The organism is Rickettsia sp. MEAM1 (Bemisia tabaci) (assembly GCF_002285905.1).
Lineage (GTDB): Bacteria > Pseudomonadota > Alphaproteobacteria > Rickettsiales > Rickettsiaceae > Rickettsia.
The window spans coordinates 90,576-109,101 of the sequence record NZ_CP016305.1; the positions used below are offsets into that span (position 1 = coordinate 90,576).

Consider the following 18,526-nt stretch of genomic DNA (forward strand, 5'->3'; position numbering starts at 1 on the left):
GAAAATGATTTTTAACAATTTACACAAAAATTATGATTGACTCTAATTAATGCCTCTTCTTCCTCATCATGGGCAGATATACCAAAACTTGCTTTTTCATAAGGTAATTTCAAGGTTACCGGTTTTGTCCATTCATTATTTTCCAAAGTAAATGTAACAACTTTTGAAATAACATTATCATAGCTAGCTAAAAATACTGTATCTTTAGTTACTGATACATAATTAAATACTTCCCTATCTGTTGGGGTAAATAATATTTTAAGGCTTGCTTTATCGCTATCTACTTTTAAAAGATCTTGCCAATGAATAGCAACAAGCGATCCTGCTTTTATATTAGTATCATTAAATTGCCAATCAGAACGTAAAAGCCAAAATACATATTCCTTAAAAGAACCTGCAGGGGTTGTATCTGACGGCATATTTATTTTTTGTAACTGTAAATTCTGATCTTTAGTATCTAAAATATAATTATCATAATTGTAGAAATCCTTACCAGCAGATATAAATATTAAAGATGAAGAAATAGTATCAGACAAAAGTTTACCAAATGAAACACCTATATACTCTTTCGGTACTTCAAATATTTTCTTAGCTTTTTCAATCGGCTATCCTCGTTTCCATATATATAAAGAGTTAGGATATAGTGAATTCGTTACATCTTCTTTATGTAAAACAAAATTAGAAATAATAGTATCTTGATCTATCCAAACACCATCAGTAAATTTTCCTTCTAATAATTTTCCATCGCTTGTTTTTGGCTCGAAACCATTCTTTACAAAATCTTTCTTCTCTAAATTCCATTCTGCAAAAAACGTTTCATCTTTACCGCCAAATGACATAATAATAAGGTAGAGATTAGGATTTTGAAGATACTCCACCCCACCTCGACACATCACTTTTTTTCCAAATTCTTTAGATAATTTATCAAAATCAATTAAAGTTTCCCATTCTGGTTCATCTTTGGAATATTCCTGAATTAATGTCCTACGCCATAAACCTTGGGGGTTTTTATCATCTGACCAAAAATTATATACGTAACCATTACGGATAGATCCATATGGAGTTTTCCTCTGATCATAAAAAATAGATTCTATTTCTTTTTCAATCGGCTTATATTTTGGCATAGCCTGAAAAGATTTTTTTGCCTTATCAGTGCGTTTCTTTGCCCATTTTAAAGCTTCTTTCCCTTCAGCCTCTTTAAAAACTTAGTATCTTTTGGATCGTATATTTGTTTAGTACTATTTCCCATAGTTTGACCACAAAAAGTTAATAAAGAGATTAAAAGATAAAAAATATTAGTTTTATTCATATATTTACAAAAAATTTATGGGTTTCACTTCTTGGTAAGGCTTCAACTGAATGCCCATCAATAAACGCCACAATCGCCCATCTTGAAAAAGACTTGCCAATCTCAGATTTATCTAATTGAATTACATCATGCCATGCAGGTTTTAGTAGCTCATATCAATTATTTTTCAAAATTACTAGAAATAAAGAAAATAGCTTTATTTTCTTCATGTCTGACAACTTCCAAATCTTCAGGATTTGTTCCAATTCGAAGACCAGGACTACTTTCTGCTATTGCGATAGTAAATGATCCTGAATCGAAGTGAGGCTTTGCAAGATACTGACCCGATACTGAATAATCATATTTGAGAAACCTTAATAATATGTGGGGTGTATCAGTATCAAATATTTTGGATAAAGTATTTGGATAGTCTTTTTCAAAATTAGCTAATATATCTTTAATAGTATAATAAACAATATCCCATAATAGAGCAGCGTTTTTTAAAAATATTCTGAGCGTTTCATGCTTTTTAATAAATTCAGAATAGTGTTTTTCAATAATTGGATGATAATGAAAAAAATCTTTACTATCATTATAAATATCATCCTCAGGGTTACGATGCTTAAAACCGATATCACCTCTCCGATGTAAAGGGGAAATTTTTAAATCTATATGCTGCTTTATATTCTCAGGAAGTTTTAGGAATTCAAAAAAAGAACCTATAGCTTCTTCTATTTGAGCTTTTTTAGCCGAAAAAGGAACTAAACAACCCTCAGCTATAAGCTGAGGGTTGTTTAGTTAAGGAATTTTATTAAATTAGAACAATTAATTTATTTATTATTGTTAAAAAACTACTTATTATAAAATAGAAAGCTTATATCATTATTTCAAAAGCTTACCAAACAGGAATGGATTATTTTGATTAATGTAAATTAGTAGGATAGATAAATGTGAGGATAAGAAAAGTTTTTTGAAAAGCAAACAATTAGTTAAAGATAGTGACAGTAAATATTTGGACTGAAGTAATTACTATTAAAGTAATGTACTTAAATTTAGTCTTTAAGGAGGTAATCCAGCCGCAGGTTCCCCTACGGCTACCTTGTTACGACTTCACCCCAGTCGCTAATTTTACCGTGGTTGGCTGCCTCTTGCGTTAGCTCACCACCTTCAGGTAAAACCAACTCCCATGGCGTGACGGGCAGTGTGTACAAGGCCCGAGAACGTATTCACCGCGGCATGCTGATCCGCGATTACTAGCGATTCCAACTTCATGCTCTCGAGTTGCAGAGAACAATCCGAACTGAGATGTCTTTTAGGGATTTGCTCCACGTCGCCGTCTTGCTTCCCTCTGTAAACACCATTGTAGCACGCGTGTAGCCCAACCCGTAAGGGCCATGATGACTTGACGTCGTCCCCACCTTCCTCCAGCTTATCACTGGCAGTTTTCTTATAGTTCCTGGCATTACCCGCTGGCAAATAAGAATGAGGGTTGCGCTCGTTGCGGGACTTAACCCAACATCTCACGACACGAGCTGACGACAGCCATGCAACACCTGTGTGTGGTCCAGCCGAACTGAAGGAAAGCATCTCTGCGATCCGCGACCACCATGTCAAGGGTTGGTAAGGTTTTTCGCGTAACATCGAATTAAACCGCATGCTCCACCGCTTGTGCGAGCCCCCGTCAATTCCTTTGAGTTTTAATCTTGCGACCGTACTCCCCAGGCGGAGTGCTTAATGCGTTAGCTGCGAAACCGAGAGAAAATATCCCAATATCTAGCACTCATCGTTTACGGCGTGGACTACCAGGGTATCTAATCCTGTTTGCTCCCCACGCTTTCGTGCATCAGCGTCAGTTGTAGCCCAGATGACCGCCTTCGCCACTGGTGTTCCTCCTAATATCTAAGAATTTCACCTCTACACTAGGAATTCCATCATCCCCTACTACACTCTAGATTAGTAGTTTTGAAAGCAATTCCGAGGTTAAGCCCCAGGCTTTCACTTCCAACTTACTAAACCGCCTACGCACTCTTTACGCCCAGTAATTCCGAACAACGCTAGCCCCCTCCGTCTTACCGCGGCTGCTGGCACGGAGTTAGCCGGGGCTTTTTCTGCAAGTAACGTCATTATCTTCCTTGCTAAAAGAGCTTTACAACCCTAGGGCCTTCATCACTCACTCGGTATTGCTGGATCAGGCTTTCGCCCATTGTCCAATATTCCCCACTGCTGCCTCCCGTAGGAGTCTGGGCCGTGTCTCAGTCCCAGTGTGGCTGATCATCCTCTCAGACCAGCTACAGATCGTAGGCTTGGTAAGCCATTACCTCACCAACTACCTAATCTGACGCGGGCTCATCCATCAGCGATAAATCTTTCCTCCGTAGAGAATATACGGTATTAGCTTTTATTTCTAAAAGTTATTCCGTACTGATGGGCAGATTCCCACGTGTTACTCACCCGTCTGCCACTAACTAATTGGAGCAAGCCCCAATTAGTCCGTTCGACTTGCATGTGTTAAGCATACCGATAGCGTTCGTTCTGAGCCAGGATCAAACTCTCAAGTTTGATTCTGTCAGTTTTACTTTAAAAAATTGACAAGTTTAATTATCACTTTTGTGATATGTACGTGTTTACTGTCACTATCTATATCTAATTATTTACTTTTAAAAACAGCTGCGATTTTTTTCATTTGTCGCTCTCGATAGGTGTAGTTATAAGCAATATAATCGAACCTGTCAACTACAATTTTGAAATTATTTTTATTTTTATTTTATAACTTATTACTACCTGGTATAAAATTTAATTTCAAAAGCCCTAAGAGCTGATTCTTAAAGGTTTTTTATCTTTAATTACGTATTAAAATTTATTTTAAAAATTATAATTATTTTGCTTTAATTATAACAAAACTCAAAAATTCACAGATATAATTATCTTTCATTTACTTTATTGCCACGTTTTACTGTTGATTCTTTTAATCTATCCACATGACTTTTTTTATCTGTCATTTTTTTCTTTTCTTGCCTTTGGACAGCATGCTCATCAAGTTTCTTTTGACAATAATTTTTTAATGAAGATATACCTAAAGCACCTGACATTTTTCCAATAAGCTTATATATTTTATCTTTAAACGGCAATTTAGAATCTTTCATAGCTTCTTGACGATCTTGAGAAGCTTTGCTGTCTAAGTACTGATCTACTTTATTATGAGCAGCTAACCCATTTTCTTTAAAGCAATTTGCTAATTGTTTTTAAACCTTTTTTAGTTCTTCTACTTGATTAGGATTTTGTAAATTTGCATTATCTATAATGTTAATGAGAGGTTTAAGTGTAGAATCTTTAGAAGCTTCTTGTATTTTTTTTGCTTCTTGTGCTTTTTTTATTTCAGACTCAAAACCTACTGCCATGCGTCCCTTTAGCCCCGATATAGGTGGTGCTTCTTGTACTTTTTTTTACTTTTTCCTGTGTTTTTATTTTGGATTCAAAGTCTTTAGACATATACTAACTTATTTATATTAAAAAATTATATGATACTTAATAAGTATAAATATAAAATCTTAATCTAAGCTAATAGATATTAATTTTTTAACAATTATTTTAAATGATTGTTGTAAATAAAATTATTTATTCAGTGTAAATACTGGAGGAAATCTTTATAGTGACACTTAAACTAGTGTTAAGCCTTAAATTATAGGCTTTCTGGAGTTTTAGAAAGCCTAACTAATTACACCTATTTCATGACGTTTTACCTTGAGCTTAAGCTCCTCAAGGTTAAACCTAATATCAATCACAGCTCCGACTGTCTCTCTATTTGCAATATCTAAAACACCGCAATGTTCTTCGACTATTCTTTTAACGATAGCAAGCCCTACTCCCATACCTTTACTTCTAGTGGTTACATAGCTTTCAGTAGCTTTACCTATTAGCTCAGGCGGGAACCCTCTGCCGTTATCTATGACTGCAATATTAATAAATTGCTCACTTGCATTTACATTAACTTTTATTGCTGCTTGATTACTTCCCTCTAATGATTCTTCAGCATTTTTAAGCAAATTTATCATTACTTGATTTATTTGAGTAGTATCACACGTAAAATCAAATTGATCGATATTAGTTTCAAAACTATAGGAAATATTATCATTAAGTAATTTACGTGCTTCTACAATATTATTAATTACATAAATCAAATCACAATTGGTAAATTTAGGGGCAGGAAGACGAGCAAAAAGAACAAACTCAGATACAATATTTTTAATATCATTAGTATGGCGAATAATCATTTTTAAATAATTCTCGAACTCTGCCCTTTCTTTAATTTCAGGACTAAATTTTTTAAGCAATCTTTCAGAAGCAAGCAAAATAGGTGTTAACGGATTTTTAATTTCATGTGCTACTTTTTTTGCTACATCTGACCAAGCTAATGCCCGTTGTGCTATCACTAAATCTCTTTGCTGGCGTGAAAGCTGCTTAATCATTCTATTAAATGCAGCATAAAGCGTTCCTATTTCGTCTTTATCTACCTCATTCTCTGGAACTTGCACTGTCAAGTCACCACTTTTTACTTTATCGGTTGCAATAACCAACTTCTTAATGGGATTTACTATCTTAGCAGTAACTATAACCCCAAAACTTATCGCTATTAAAAGAAGTAGTAAGGCAATAAAGATAAAAATAATTGAGAATTTTATTTGTATATTTCCTATTTGATTTTTAAGACGATGATACTCCGCTGCCGCTCCATTAGTTGCATCTATATGATCAATAATTTTATTATCAATTAACCTACCAACTAATAAATATACATCATTATATTCTTTCAATTTTATCAGCATTCTTATTTTAGTTGGATCAGATTTTACTTCTACAGGCTCACAAGAATCTGCTTTTTTAATTAAATGTGGAGGAATAGTTGCAAATGACAGGGAAAAACTTAAATAGCTATTAGCAATTATTGTATTGGTCGACTTATTTAACACTATTGCTTCATCAAGCGATCTCATTTCTGCTTCGGTGTTTAATGTCTTAGTAAACAAAGCGGGGTTATGAATTAAATCATAATACATATCACTTAAATCTTCAGCAACAGCGAGTGCTGTTGCTCGTAACTGCAATTTATGCTCAGCAATATAAGAATCAGCAACCATTATAGATTGATCAAGTACAACAGAAATTTTTCGATCAAACCAAGCCTGAATACTAAGGTTTAAAAAATAAGCAGAAGATATTGAAACGATTATAGTCGGAATAGCAGCAGCTAAACTAAACGCAACTACTATACGATTTTGTAACTTAGAAGTATTTTGATCGCTATTTTTAAAGAAAAAACTTTGGAAAAATTTACGAGTTAATAATATACCAAGAATTAAGAAAATTATTAAATCAATTAGTAAAAACCAAATTACTTTACTAGAATTAACTGCACCATTTTTTGTGCCGATAGATATTGTGTAATAAGTGAAATAAGAGAAAATAATAGCTATTGCGACTAAAATACCTATAAATCTTTTACTATAGAGATATTTAAATAAAAATATTTTTAATTTTGGCATCTTGCTATCTTAAAATCTTAATTCGTTTGTTATTTAGCGTTATTGCATGGCTCGTAAATCGTCATTGCGAGCGACCAAAGGAAGCGTGGCAATCTCATGAAGCAGAACTCCTAAGATTGCGACGTCGAGGTTTCGCCTCTTCCTCGCAATGACGACTATCCATCCACGCAAGCAAGTCTCACGCAGGAATAACATTGACTATAATAACAAAAAAAGCTAAAATACCACTATTTCTAGCTTTTATGCTTTCTAATAAATGAAGATGGTAATTTAACTAAACAACCCTCAGCTATAAGCTGAGGGGTTATAAAGTGGAATCGATTAGAAATCGATCATCATTCACAGGTTCACCACTAACTTGCTAAGAGATATTTGCGGCTTATATGAGATAAACATATGTACGTGATCACATGATATTTTCCCTGAAATTATATGTACTTCATGTTCCATACAAATCTGCCTCAGTAAATCTCTAGTCCTTTCCGATACTTTGCCTATCAATATTCTCTTCCTATATTTTGGTATCCATATAAGATGCACTTTTAAATCATACTGACTATGACTATTCTTTCTATAACTTCTCATTTCTTGATATAAATTCATTGCTAAAGCAATTTCATTATATCTTCCCTTCGCCTAAAGGCGAGGGATTTTTGATCCCCGAAGGGGGACATTAAATTCAAGCAGCATCTGACCTTTGACCACATTATCCTTTTCACTTACGAAAATTTTAGCTATTTTCCCGTCACGTTCGGCTAAGATGATATTTTCCATTTTCATAGAGGTTAAGATCATAATTTCCTGCCCTATTGTTACTTCTTGTCCTTCTTTCACTTTAATTGAGGCAATTTGACCATTAAGAGGTGCTTGCATTTCAGAATTTTCTTCTGTTACTACTTTCGAAACCATTAACCCCTCAAGCTCTGAAATACGAGGGGAGCGAACAAAGGCTTTTACGCTAATACCGGCATGTGATAGTAAATAACCAGTTCTGATATTTTCAATTTTAATATTTGTCTTTTTGCCATTAATTATGGCTACAAAAAGCTCATTACCTAAATTCCAGTTACTACGAATATATATTCGGTCACTTTCATGACGTATATTATAGCCATTTTCAACAGGCGTAATTAGAACAGGGAATAACTTATCGTCAATCGTTACCACCCATCTTGTACCGATTTTATTAGCTTGGTTATTGATATTTCCAGAAATTAAAGAGGCACGTCTTTGCTCAGATATATAAATAAAAATAGCGGTTGCTAAAAATACTCCCGTTACTTCTGAGGTTAGACTTGCACCGGAAAACCCATCTGGATATTCTTCTTGAATAAAGGCAGTAGAAATATCACCGCTAACAAAACGAGAATGAAGCATCACTGCTTCTAAGAAGCTGATATTATGAGAAATACCATTAATAATATAAGAACTTAAAGCAGAACGCATTACCTCAATTGCCTGCTCTCTTGTTTCGCCGTAAGTACATAATTTTACGATCATCGAATCGTAGAACATGCTAACTTCACCGCCAAGTCCAATGCCCGTATCTATACGAATATTTGGGCTTTTTACAGGTTCAGAATATGCAGTAATCCTACCACTTGAAGGCAAGAAACCACGACTTGGATTTTCAGCACAAATTCGTGACTCAAACGCCCAGCCCTTTAACTTTACGTCATCTTGCGTAAATGATAATTTTTTACCGGCAGCAATTTTTATCATTTCTTCAACGATATCTATACCAGTTATTAATTCGGTAACAGGATGTTCTACCTGCAATCTCGTATTCATTTCTAAAAAATAGAAATTTTTCTCACTATCTACTATAAACTCAACAGTACCTGCTGAATAATATCCTACCTTTTTGGATAAAGATATTACTTGCCTATACATTTCCTGCCTTATTTCTTCGGTAATGAATGAGCTTGGAGCTTCTTCAATTACTTTTTGATGGTGACGCTGTATTGAACACTCACGTTCCCCAAGACATACGCTATTGCCGTACTGATCAGCAAGCAATTGAATTTCGATATGACGAGGTCTTTGGATCAATTTTTCAATAAACAACCTATCATCACTAAAACTATTACCGGCTTCAAGCTTTGCAGATTCAAAAGCATTTGTCATTTCAGAAGGGTTATTTACCACTCTCATACCACGCCCGCCACCACCGGCAGCCGCTTTTACAATGACCGGAAAACCTATTTCTTTTGCAATATCTATTGCTTGCTTAACATCATTTATAGTTCCCATATAGCCAGGAACAGTACTAACTCCTGCTTCTATTGCTATCTTTTTTGCTTCAATTTTATCGCCCATTTTCTTTATAGTAGCAGCATTAGGACCTATTAAAACTACTCCCTCTCTTTTAAGAACATTGGCAAAATTAGGGTTTTCAGATAAAAAGCCATAGCCAGGATGTACGGCATTTGCACCACTTTCACGAATTGCCGAAACAAGATTTTTAATAGATAGATAGCTTTCGGTTGCTGGTGAATCACCTATATAATAAGCTTCATCTGCATGCTGAACATACATTGAGTTTGTATCGGCTTCAGAATATACAGCAACCGACCCTATCCCCATTTTTTTTAAAGTACGGATTATTCTAACAGCAATTTCGCTACGATTAGCGATTAAAATTTTATCAAATAAAGGTTTAGTCATAGTTTTTTGATTAAAATAGTTATTTAGTTATCCACCAATATGTGGCTCAGCATAAATTGTTTCACCTGTAAGAGATAAAGCACATGTACTTGTTATACCATCATAGGACTCAACAGGTATGGGAGGTGGTGCTTCTTCCAGGGCTAAATCTTTTATTGGTCTTACAAGTGCATGTGCTGAATTATAGAAATATTTACTGTCCTTATGATTAAAAAACGAACTAGAATTAACGAAAGGCATATATGGAGTCATAGGTGTTACCAGAGTCATTGGTACATCCGAAGAAATATTTTTTTATCTCTTGCAATCCTAGTTACTGCATAAGGAGTAATTATTTTATTACCATTATAATCTATTGGAGTTGGAGGTGCCATATATATCGATTCCTCTTGTTGTACAATAATTAAAGGTGATAGTGAAGTTTTCATAATTAGTTTCCGATTATATTATTATTCTTGAATTTGTATTTATATTTTTATGTCATTCCCGCTTAAGGCTTGGCCCACCACGTGGATCGAAAAGCACCCTCGGTGTCATGCCGTGGCTTGACCACGGCATCCAGCATAAAGCGAGATAAATCGAGCTTTTACTTTTAAAAATTTTTTTATTTACTGGATCCCGTGGCGGGGCCATGGGATGACATCAAATGCGTCTTACCTACGCAAGGATGACAGCTATAACGGCAAATTATCATGTTTCTTCCAAGGCAATTCTACCTTTTTAGTACGTAAGAAATTTAGGGCTTTACATATTCGCCATCTTGTATTTTGTGGTCTTATGATATCGTCTAAATAGCCTCTAGATGCTGCAACAAAAGGTGATGTCACTACTTTTGTATATTCATCGATTTTTTGTTTTTTAGCCTCCGGATCTTTGCATTCTTCCCTAAATATTATTTCAGCTGCTCCCTCTGCTCCCATAACTGCGATTTCAGAATTAAACCAAGCATAATTTATATCACCTCTAAGATGTTTAGAATTCATCACTATATAAGCTCCGCCATAAGCTTTACGAGTAATTACAGTAATCTTAGGGACTGTTGCTTCAGCATAAGCATATAAAAGTTTAGCACCGTGCTTGATAATACCATCATGCTCTTGAGAAGTACCTGGCAAAAACCCTGGCACGTCAACAAGGCTTACTATAGGAATATTGAAAGCATCACAAAACCTAATAAATCTTGCTGCTTTTCTCGAAGCATTAATATCTAAACACCCCGCTAAATGCAATGGTTGATTCGCAACAAACCCTACCGGATAACCTTCCATATAGCCAAAACCAATGATGATATTCTTAGCAAAATCTGGTTGTAACTCAAAAAACTCTCCCTCATCTACAATACGCTCGACAAGTTCTTTCATATCATAAGGTTTATTGGGAGTATTAGGGATTAGAGTACTTAGAGACATATCAACCCTATCAGCAGGGTCAACAGTAGGACGAATAGGGAGTGGGCTACGATTAGATGATGGCAGAAAATTAAAAAACCTACGAATTTCCAGCAATGCTTCTATATCATTATTAAATGCAAGATCAGCCACACCGCTTTTGGTAGTGTGCATACGTGCACCACCAAGTTTCTCTTGGCTTACTTCCTCACCAGTAACGGTTTTTACTACATCAGGACCGGTTACAAACATATAGGAACTATTTTTAACCATGAATATAAAATCGGTTAAAGCAGGCGAATAAACAGCACCGCCCGCACAAGGACCCATAATTAAAGTAATCTGAGGAATAACACCTGATGCTAAAACATTACGCTGGAATAGCTCACCATATCCAGCAAGAGCATCCACACCCTCCTGAATTCTTGCACCACCTGAATCATTAATGCCGATTACGGGAGCACCAGTTGCTATAGCTTGATCTAGAATATCGCAGATCTTTTTAGCATGATACTCACCAAGTGAACCGCCAAGCACTGTAAAATCTTGGCTATAAATAAAAACTAATCTTCCGTTTATTGTGCCATGACCAGTTACAACACCATCACCTAAAAACTTCTTATCATCCATCCCAAAATTTTCGCATCTATGAGCTACAAACATTCCTGTTTCGGTGAAACTATTAGGATCTAATAATACCTCTATTCGCTCACGTGCTGTTAACTTACCTTTCTTATGCTGGGTATTAATTCTATCTTCACCACCCCCTTGCCTCGCAATATTTTTTTTCTCGTCAAGTAACTCCGCGGAGATTATATTACTTTGATTCATAGATATTTATAATTGTTATTTTTCAAAATATCCGTAGTATAATATAATAATGTTAGCGTGAAAAGATAATTATTTATGTCATCTACCAAAGATAGCAAAGAACAAACTACAAAAACCAAGATAAAGCCTAATTTTAGCAATTTATCATCTGCTTTAAAAAAGAATTTACAGAGACGAAAAAAAGTTCAAAAAGAAAAAGATGGAAAGATGTAACCTCTTATAAAAATATTTCAAAAGTTAAGGTTTTTTTACCACTAGCAAATAATTTAGCTTGTAATATATTAAAATAAAGTATGATAATGCACGGCAAATTACTAATGGGGAGGAAACGAATATGATTATAATGCATGAAATAATAAATAGAATAGCAACACAACAAGTTACAAAAGATGATGTTGCAACACTAAAAAGTGCTTTTGGTAACGATATCCCTGGACGCAAAGCTTTTCTTGCAGCATTAGATGAAATTTTAACAGATCAGGATCTACATACATTAAACTCCGTAGTAATGAAGCATGCTAACATTTTAAGTGACGCCCCGAATCTTTTATGTAGGACGCAAGAAGAGAAAGTTTTTGCTGACTTACTAATAATGGAAGCTAAACGTAGGGGTATGCAAATAAAATTTGATGACAATAATAATGCACAACCCCTAAAGCCTCAGGACATCCCTGATGCTATTTTAGCTCATTATAATACATTACAAAAACATTTCTATAATGATACTAAGGTAAGAGAGAATAATAAATCTAATTATGATATCAATAGTTTAGTATCTCAAAGCATAAACTTTCTTTTATATCCTTCTCTTTTAAGAGATACAAAAACTTACCAAGATTGGAGCGATGAGACTAAAATGAGTACTGAAATAGCATTGCAAGATATGAAAGGTCAGTATATTAAGCAGTTAAGTGACTCTAATATTGCACAACATGCAATCAATCATAAACAAGTAAAATTCAACTCAGACCCACAAAAAAATATATCTTCAAATGATAAAGTTAATAATATTATTACTATTTACGGTAATAATTTAGGTATAACTACAGAAAAAATAGTATTAAGTGCCATAGAACAATATGAAAATAACAACAAATTAAATTTAGATAATTCAACTAAAACAAACGCAACGAAAATATTAACCAATCAATTAAATGATAGTTTACTCAATAAGCTAGAGAAGAATTTTTATCCGACGTTAGTTATAAATAGCAAAAAAATAGCAGATATAATTACCAAAGGATTGGAAAAAATTAAAATAAATAAGCTTAATATATTTAACAAATTCAAAAATTTTAATGAAGAAAATTTATTGACAATAATTAACAAAGTACCAGAAAAAATAGGAATCACTAAAAATAAATCTAATATAAATAGAAAGCCACAAATATCACCAGTAATTAAAGGCGATGTAGATGAAATTTTAAATAAATTGTCTAAAATGCCAAATTTATCAGAAAAAGAAAAAATGTTATTACAAAAACCTACTAATATAACAAATAAACCAAAATCACAAAAAAGCCATACAATTTGACAAATTTGACAGGCACCGTCAAGTTAAGTAAATTAGTGTCACAAAGTACTATATTTTTAGATTTCAGACAGCAAGAAGTCTTTGAGTAGTTTCATCCCAAATGGATTTAGCGGACGCAAAGGGTCTGTCAGATTGGGTCTGTCAGATTTTTTGTGTAAGTACGATTTCTCCATTTGCCCAATTTTGTAAATTAGTATCACAAAGTATAGCAAATTGATTTAAAGCCATCGCCCAATTCTTAATAGGCATTGTCCATTTTTTAGAGGCATTTGTCAACGCCAAAAAGATTATTTTCTGAATCGATTTGTCATCTGGAAATACTCCTTTATTTTTAATAATTTTACGAATTTGACGGTTAGTGGATTCAATAGCATTAGTAGTGTAAATCGCCTTCCTAATGTCTTCCGGAAAGCTAAAAAATGGAGCTATGCCAGACCAATTTCGTTGCCATATGTCAAAAATAACTGGATATTTTTCATCCCATTTTTTGGCAAAGTTTTGTAATTCTCTTAATCCCTCTGCTTCATTTATTGCAGAATAAACTGCTTTTAAATCAGCTGTTACCGCTTTTAGATCTTTGTATGATACGTATTTTACAGAATTTCTTACCATATGAACAATACACAACTGCACTATCGTCTTTGGAAAAATGCTATTTATCGCCTCTGGAAAACCCTTAAGACCATCAACACATGCAACATATATTTGTGCAACTCCTCGATTCTTCAGTTCTGTTACTACCTGCATCCAAAATTTACACCCTTCATTCTTGCCTATCCAAATTCCTAATAGCTCTTTCTTGCCCTCCATATTCACTCCAATAGCTAGATAAACCGCTTTATTTATTATTACATGATTATCTCTTGCCTTAACATGAATACAATCTAAGTACATTATAGGATATACATTATCAAGTGCTCTATTCTGCCAAGCAGTTACTTCCTCTAAAATACCATCAGTTACCTTTGATATTAACTCAGATGATACCTTGGTGGCATATAGTTCTTCTAAGTGCCCTTGTATTTCCCTAATGGTCATTCCCCGAGCATATAAGGATATTACTTTATCATCAAATCCTTCAAATTTACGCACTCCTTTTGGAATTAGTTGAGGTTCAAATTCTCCATCCCGATCCCTTGGCACTTCTACTATCAATTTACGACCTTCTGGATCTATTAGAGTCTTTTCATAATTACCATTACGTCTGTTATCTGAGTATTTCTCATTTTTAGAATGTTTCTCATAACCTATATGAGATTCCATTTCTTTCTCTAAAATCTTATTTACTATCTGCTTTTTAATTCCCTGAAATATCCCTTCTTTACCAAATATTTCAGATGGATCACTTTGTGATAGTATTTCTGATACTAATTTTTCTATAGCTGGATTTGATACTTTGTTATTGTTCTTCATATTAGCTCCATGTAAGTTGTTTATGTTATTTTTATTCTTAACTATTTTTACAACTTACACAAACTTCCTGACACCCTCTTTTCTAATAATTCATATTTAAAATTTCCACATAGTATCTCAAATTGATTCAAAGCAAGAGACCATTCTTTAATAGGCATGGTCCACTTTTTTGCAGCATGTTTAAGAGCTAAGTAGACAATTTTTGTGATAGATTTATCATCTGGGAAAACCCCTTTATTTTTGATAATTTTACGGATTTGTCTATTTACCGATTCTATCGTATTGGTAGTATAGATTACCTTTCTAATATCTTTAGGGAACGCAAAGAAAGGTACTATACCACTCCAATTACGTATCCATATATCAGAAATAACTGGGTATTTACTATCCCATTTTTTAGCAAACTCTTCTAATGCTAAATTAGCCATATTCTCATTATTTGCTGTATAGATTTGTTTTAAGTCAGCTGCTACTTCTTTAAGATTTTTGTAAGAAACGTACTTTAAAGAATTACGTACCATATGTACTATACAAAGTTGTACTATGGTATTTGGGAAAACACTGTTTATTGCATCTCTAAAACCTTTAAGACCGTCAACACATGCTACATAAATTTGTTCTACACCTCGGTTCTTTAATTCGCTTACAACCTGCATCCAAAACTTTGAACCCTCATTCTTGCTAATCCAAATACCCAAAAGCTCTTTCTTGCCTTCTATATTTATACCAATAACAAGGTAAACAGCCTTATTTATAACTATATTATTATCTCTTGCTTTTACCATGATGCAATCTAAATATACAATTGGGTATATTCTATCTAATGCTCGGGCTTGCCATCTTATTACCTCTTCCATAACTCCATCTGTAATAGTCGAGATAAGCTCCTTAGATACTTCTGTATGATACATTTCCTCTAAATGGGATTGAATCTCACTCATGGTCATACCTCTTGCATAAAGTGAAATAACGCTATCATCAAATCCAGTGAATCTTCTAACTCCCTTAGGAATTAATTGAGGCTCAAAACTATTGTCTCTATCTCTTGGAATATCAAGTACTATCTTTTGACCACTGTCATCTATTACTGTCTTTTCGCTCGTACCATTACAACGATTGCTATCTTGCTTTGATGCCTTGCTATGCCTCGAATAACCTAATTCATGACTTAGCTCGTCCTCTAGTATTCTCTCTACTAACCTCTTCTTTAATTGCTAAAACAATCCATCCTTTCCAAATAACTCTTTAGGATTAGATTGGGATAATATTTCCTCTACTAACTTATTATTTATATCTGCACTTCTAACACCAGCTTCTATTTTCTTAGCCATATTTTTTACCTTTGTTCTAGTTGTATTTTAACAGTATTTCTTTCTCTGTTGCTTTACAACTTACACAAAATATATGATAGACTCATTTTTTAGCATTGAGTTGCTTTTTGCTAATCCTGAATCCTGACCACTTGATTTTTGCCATTCCTTTTTGCCATATACATTGCTTTATCTGCTCTTGCTATAAACTGCTCAATGGGCTCTCCTTGCTTATATTCTGTAACACCAATACTGACTGTTTTCTTAAGAATCTTATCTGTTAATGGTATTATGAACTCTGTTTCTTCTACCTTTTTTCGTAACCTTTCTGCTAACTGCTCTGCTTGATCTAATGTAACACAACCAAGCAATATCACAAACTCCTCACCTCCATACCTTGCTACTAAGTCCGTTACGTAAAAATTATCTTTTAATATTTCTGCAAATGTTTTTAAAACTGCATCCCCTGCTTGATGCCCATACTGATCGTTTACGTTTTTAAAATCATCCAAATCGCACATTAGTAAATTCCCATGCGTTTCTCTTACTACTTGTATTGCATGTACATCAAAATAATGTCTATTAAATATACCAGTAAGTCCATCCTTTATAGATAATTCTACTTGCTCCTGTAGCTGTCTCTTCAAATTATCTTTATATAGTTTTCTTTGTAATAATGTTTTAACTCTTATTACTAATTCCACCTCCTCAATATTATATAAGAAGAAATCATTTATCCCTATATCTATACACTGCGTTACTTGCTCCTCATCAACTTTATCAACAAGCATAACGATTATGCTATCTTTATATAATTTATGACTCCTAATATAGGATACAACCCTTAATGGATCTTGATGTTCTAAAAGAGAGCTGATAAGTACTATGTCAATATCTTTGTCTGATGCCTTAATATCCTCTTCGTCTCCAGTAAATTTGTATATATGTTTAGTGATATTATAAAGGATATCACTAATTCTTTCTGTTTTGCCTTGATCATCAATTACTGCTATGCTCCTCTCAGCTTCCTCTTCCATACTCATAGCAGCTATATCAAGAATTATATTGCTACTATTTCTTATCATCAACTCATCTATTAGCTTCTTGGTTCTTGATAATGCTGTTAATCTAACTAATAACACTATAATATTTATTGGATATGTTATTAATTCATCTGCACCTGCATTAAAAGCTTGAATTCTTATATCAGTATCTTCTTTTTCTGCTATCATGACGACAGGTATATAAGTAGTAGAAGGATTCTGCTTTAATCTAGTACAAATCTTAATGCCGTCTACCTCCTCTAAATCAATTCCAAGTATTATTACATCAATTTTGTACTTAGCAATATGCTCTATGGTCTGACTAGAGTTCTCTGCTATATGCACCGTATAATACTCTTTATACAATCTTGCCTCTAGCGAGCTAATTCTTTCACGATCCTTTGATACTAGTAATACTGATGCTGTCATATGTTTTTTCTTGATTGGATATTTACTATAAGACTATAGATTATATAAAATATCTACAGTGGTTTTGCTATTTCTATAGTCTTGCTTATAATACCATAGTCTTGCTTATAATACCATTTTTTGCAATAAACTTACGGATAACTCCATAATGAACATTGATAAATGTTGCATGATTTTTTTACGCCAAGATCTCATGATGTAAGCTCCATTGCAATAGAGCTTACCTAATAAATCTTATTTGCAAATTTAAATTAAAGAGCAGCTTATTACCACTCAGATATACACTACCATATTCATGTCTCTTTGTGCTTGCACTTTCAAATTTTGTATTTTCATATAGATAAGAAAGAAATTCATCTCTGTTATAAAGGTGGTAACAAATTACGACACCGTCATTGCGTACGACAATATAACCTCCATGTACCTTGGTAAAACCGTCCCATACTTTGCTTGGTATCATTCCCAGAGCAGCGGATTGAAGGAAATTTTTAATCTTAAATTCGTAGTCCGAGTAAGATAATCCATACAGTTCCCATAAATCTCTATTTTTACTTAGAAGACTTGTTAAATCTGAAATTTTAGCAGCCTTACACGAAAAGAAATCAAATAACATTTGGGCTATAAATACAGGGAAGGCAGTATCTATCTTTTTAAGATTTGATTCAAATTCTTTTCTTTGAAGATTTTTGAATATTAATGTACCACCATGTTCTTTAATTGCTTTAATTCTATCCTGAACTTTTGACCTTGTTGAAATTGCATTAATTTCATTAAGATAATTTATATTTAAGTCTTTAATCTCAAAAACAAAGTTTGTTGTTTTTCCTGCGTTAAGAAGAGTTGATGCACCACCTAATAGTGACTTAACTGAAAAACCAGAAGGTACTATGGTATTTGCTATTCTATCGACGACCTTGGCTTCTATATCTGCTTTAGTATTTTTGTCTGTTTTGATCCGAGTGCAAAGTAAATCGGACATTAATCTCGTAGGCACCGTCAAGTTAAGGGAGGTATAAATTAAGTATTGAGCAATTACAGGGAATGATTTATAGAATAGCAGTAACAATTTATCCTAGATTTTAC

General features: G+C 33.7%; 13 protein-coding genes, 1 rRNA gene and 2 pseudogenes. 2 read left to right on the forward strand and 14 right to left on the reverse strand.

The window, feature by feature from the left end:
- Nucleotides 1–32: 32 nt before the first annotated feature.
- The 10 genes and pseudogenes from BA173_RS08100 to BA173_RS00505 all read right to left on the reverse strand — a co-directional run.
- Nucleotides 33–1,309 (reverse strand): annotated as a pseudogene (locus BA173_RS08100) (peptidase S9); the annotation flags it as partial.
- A 1,039-nt stretch (nucleotides 1,310–2,348) separates the two neighbouring features.
- Nucleotides 2,349–3,847: ribosomal RNA gene (locus tag BA173_RS00475) — 16S ribosomal RNA — on the reverse strand.
- Nucleotides 3,848–4,209: 362 nt separating this feature from the next.
- Nucleotides 4,210–4,431 carry a hypothetical protein gene (locus BA173_RS08320; RefSeq protein WP_232505950.1) on the reverse strand — a complete coding sequence of 74 codons (222 nt, stop codon included), beginning with the start codon at nucleotides 4,429–4,431 and terminating at the stop codon, nucleotides 4,210–4,212.
- 99 nt (nucleotides 4,432–4,530) lie between these two features.
- Nucleotides 4,531–4,686 (reverse strand): hypothetical protein, encoded by a 156-nt coding sequence (locus BA173_RS08325; RefSeq protein WP_232505951.1) that lies wholly within the window; start codon nucleotides 4,684–4,686, stop codon nucleotides 4,531–4,533.
- Nucleotides 4,687–4,995: 309 nt separating this feature from the next.
- Nucleotides 4,996–6,828: a sensor histidine kinase NtrY-like gene (locus BA173_RS00485; RefSeq protein ID WP_016948492.1), complete on the reverse strand. Its 1,833-nt coding sequence runs from the start codon at nucleotides 6,826–6,828 to the stop codon at nucleotides 4,996–4,998.
- Between the two features lie 339 nt (nucleotides 6,829–7,167).
- Entirely contained in the window at nucleotides 7,168–7,413 is a 246-nt protein-coding gene (gene tnpA / locus BA173_RS00490) for an IS200/IS605 family transposase (protein ID WP_232505910.1), read from the reverse strand.
- A 51-nt stretch (nucleotides 7,414–7,464) separates the two neighbouring features.
- Entirely contained in the window at nucleotides 7,465–9,495 is a 2,031-nt protein-coding gene (locus BA173_RS00495) for an acetyl/propionyl/methylcrotonyl-CoA carboxylase subunit alpha (protein ID WP_068041883.1), read from the reverse strand.
- A 27-nt stretch (nucleotides 9,496–9,522) separates the two neighbouring features.
- Complete coding sequence (locus BA173_RS00500) at nucleotides 9,523–9,765, reverse strand: hypothetical protein (RefSeq protein ID WP_068041887.1); 243 nt, start codon at nucleotides 9,763–9,765, stop codon at nucleotides 9,523–9,525.
- Nucleotides 9,762–9,923: a hypothetical protein gene (locus tag BA173_RS07595; RefSeq protein WP_157064472.1), complete on the reverse strand. Its 162-nt coding sequence runs from the start codon at nucleotides 9,921–9,923 to the stop codon at nucleotides 9,762–9,764. The genes BA173_RS00500 and BA173_RS07595 overlap by 4 nt, the downstream gene beginning before the upstream one ends.
- A gap of 246 nt (nucleotides 9,924–10,169) precedes the next feature.
- Nucleotides 10,170–11,714: an acyl-CoA carboxylase subunit beta gene (locus BA173_RS00505; RefSeq protein WP_068041890.1), complete on the reverse strand. Its 1,545-nt coding sequence runs from the start codon at nucleotides 11,712–11,714 to the stop codon at nucleotides 10,170–10,172.
- Nucleotides 11,715–11,789: 75 nt separating this feature from the next.
- Between BA173_RS00505 and BA173_RS08105 the strand changes: the two genes are divergently transcribed.
- Both BA173_RS08105 and BA173_RS00510 read left to right on the forward strand, forming a co-directional pair.
- Nucleotides 11,790–11,927, forward strand: a complete 138-nt coding sequence (locus BA173_RS08105; RefSeq protein WP_016948489.1) for a hypothetical protein — start codon at nucleotides 11,790–11,792, stop codon at nucleotides 11,925–11,927.
- 130 nt (nucleotides 11,928–12,057) lie between these two features.
- On the forward strand, nucleotides 12,058–13,248 hold the full coding sequence (locus tag BA173_RS00510) for a DUF5410 family protein (protein ID WP_232505952.1): 1,191 nt from the start codon (nucleotides 12,058–12,060) through the stop codon (nucleotides 13,246–13,248).
- Nucleotides 13,249–13,389: 141 nt separating this feature from the next.
- On the opposite strand, the gene BA173_RS00515 is transcribed toward BA173_RS00510, so the two are convergent.
- From BA173_RS00515 to BA173_RS00530, 4 genes and pseudogenes are all read right to left on the reverse strand, one after another.
- Nucleotides 13,390–14,661 carry an IS256 family transposase gene (locus BA173_RS00515; RefSeq protein WP_157738023.1) on the reverse strand — a complete coding sequence of 424 codons (1,272 nt, stop codon included), beginning with the start codon at nucleotides 14,659–14,661 and terminating at the stop codon, nucleotides 13,390–13,392.
- Between the two features lie 47 nt (nucleotides 14,662–14,708).
- Nucleotides 14,709–15,992 (reverse strand): annotated as a pseudogene (locus BA173_RS00520) (IS256 family transposase).
- Between the two features lie 110 nt (nucleotides 15,993–16,102).
- Nucleotides 16,103–17,443 (reverse strand): diguanylate cyclase domain-containing protein, encoded by a 1,341-nt coding sequence (locus BA173_RS00525; protein WP_068042353.1) that lies wholly within the window; start codon nucleotides 17,441–17,443, stop codon nucleotides 16,103–16,105.
- A 220-nt stretch (nucleotides 17,444–17,663) separates the two neighbouring features.
- Nucleotides 17,664–18,509: an HpaII family restriction endonuclease gene (locus BA173_RS00530; protein ID WP_157064485.1), complete on the reverse strand. Its 846-nt coding sequence runs from the start codon at nucleotides 18,507–18,509 to the stop codon at nucleotides 17,664–17,666.
- Nucleotides 18,510–18,526: the final 17 nt, after the last annotated feature.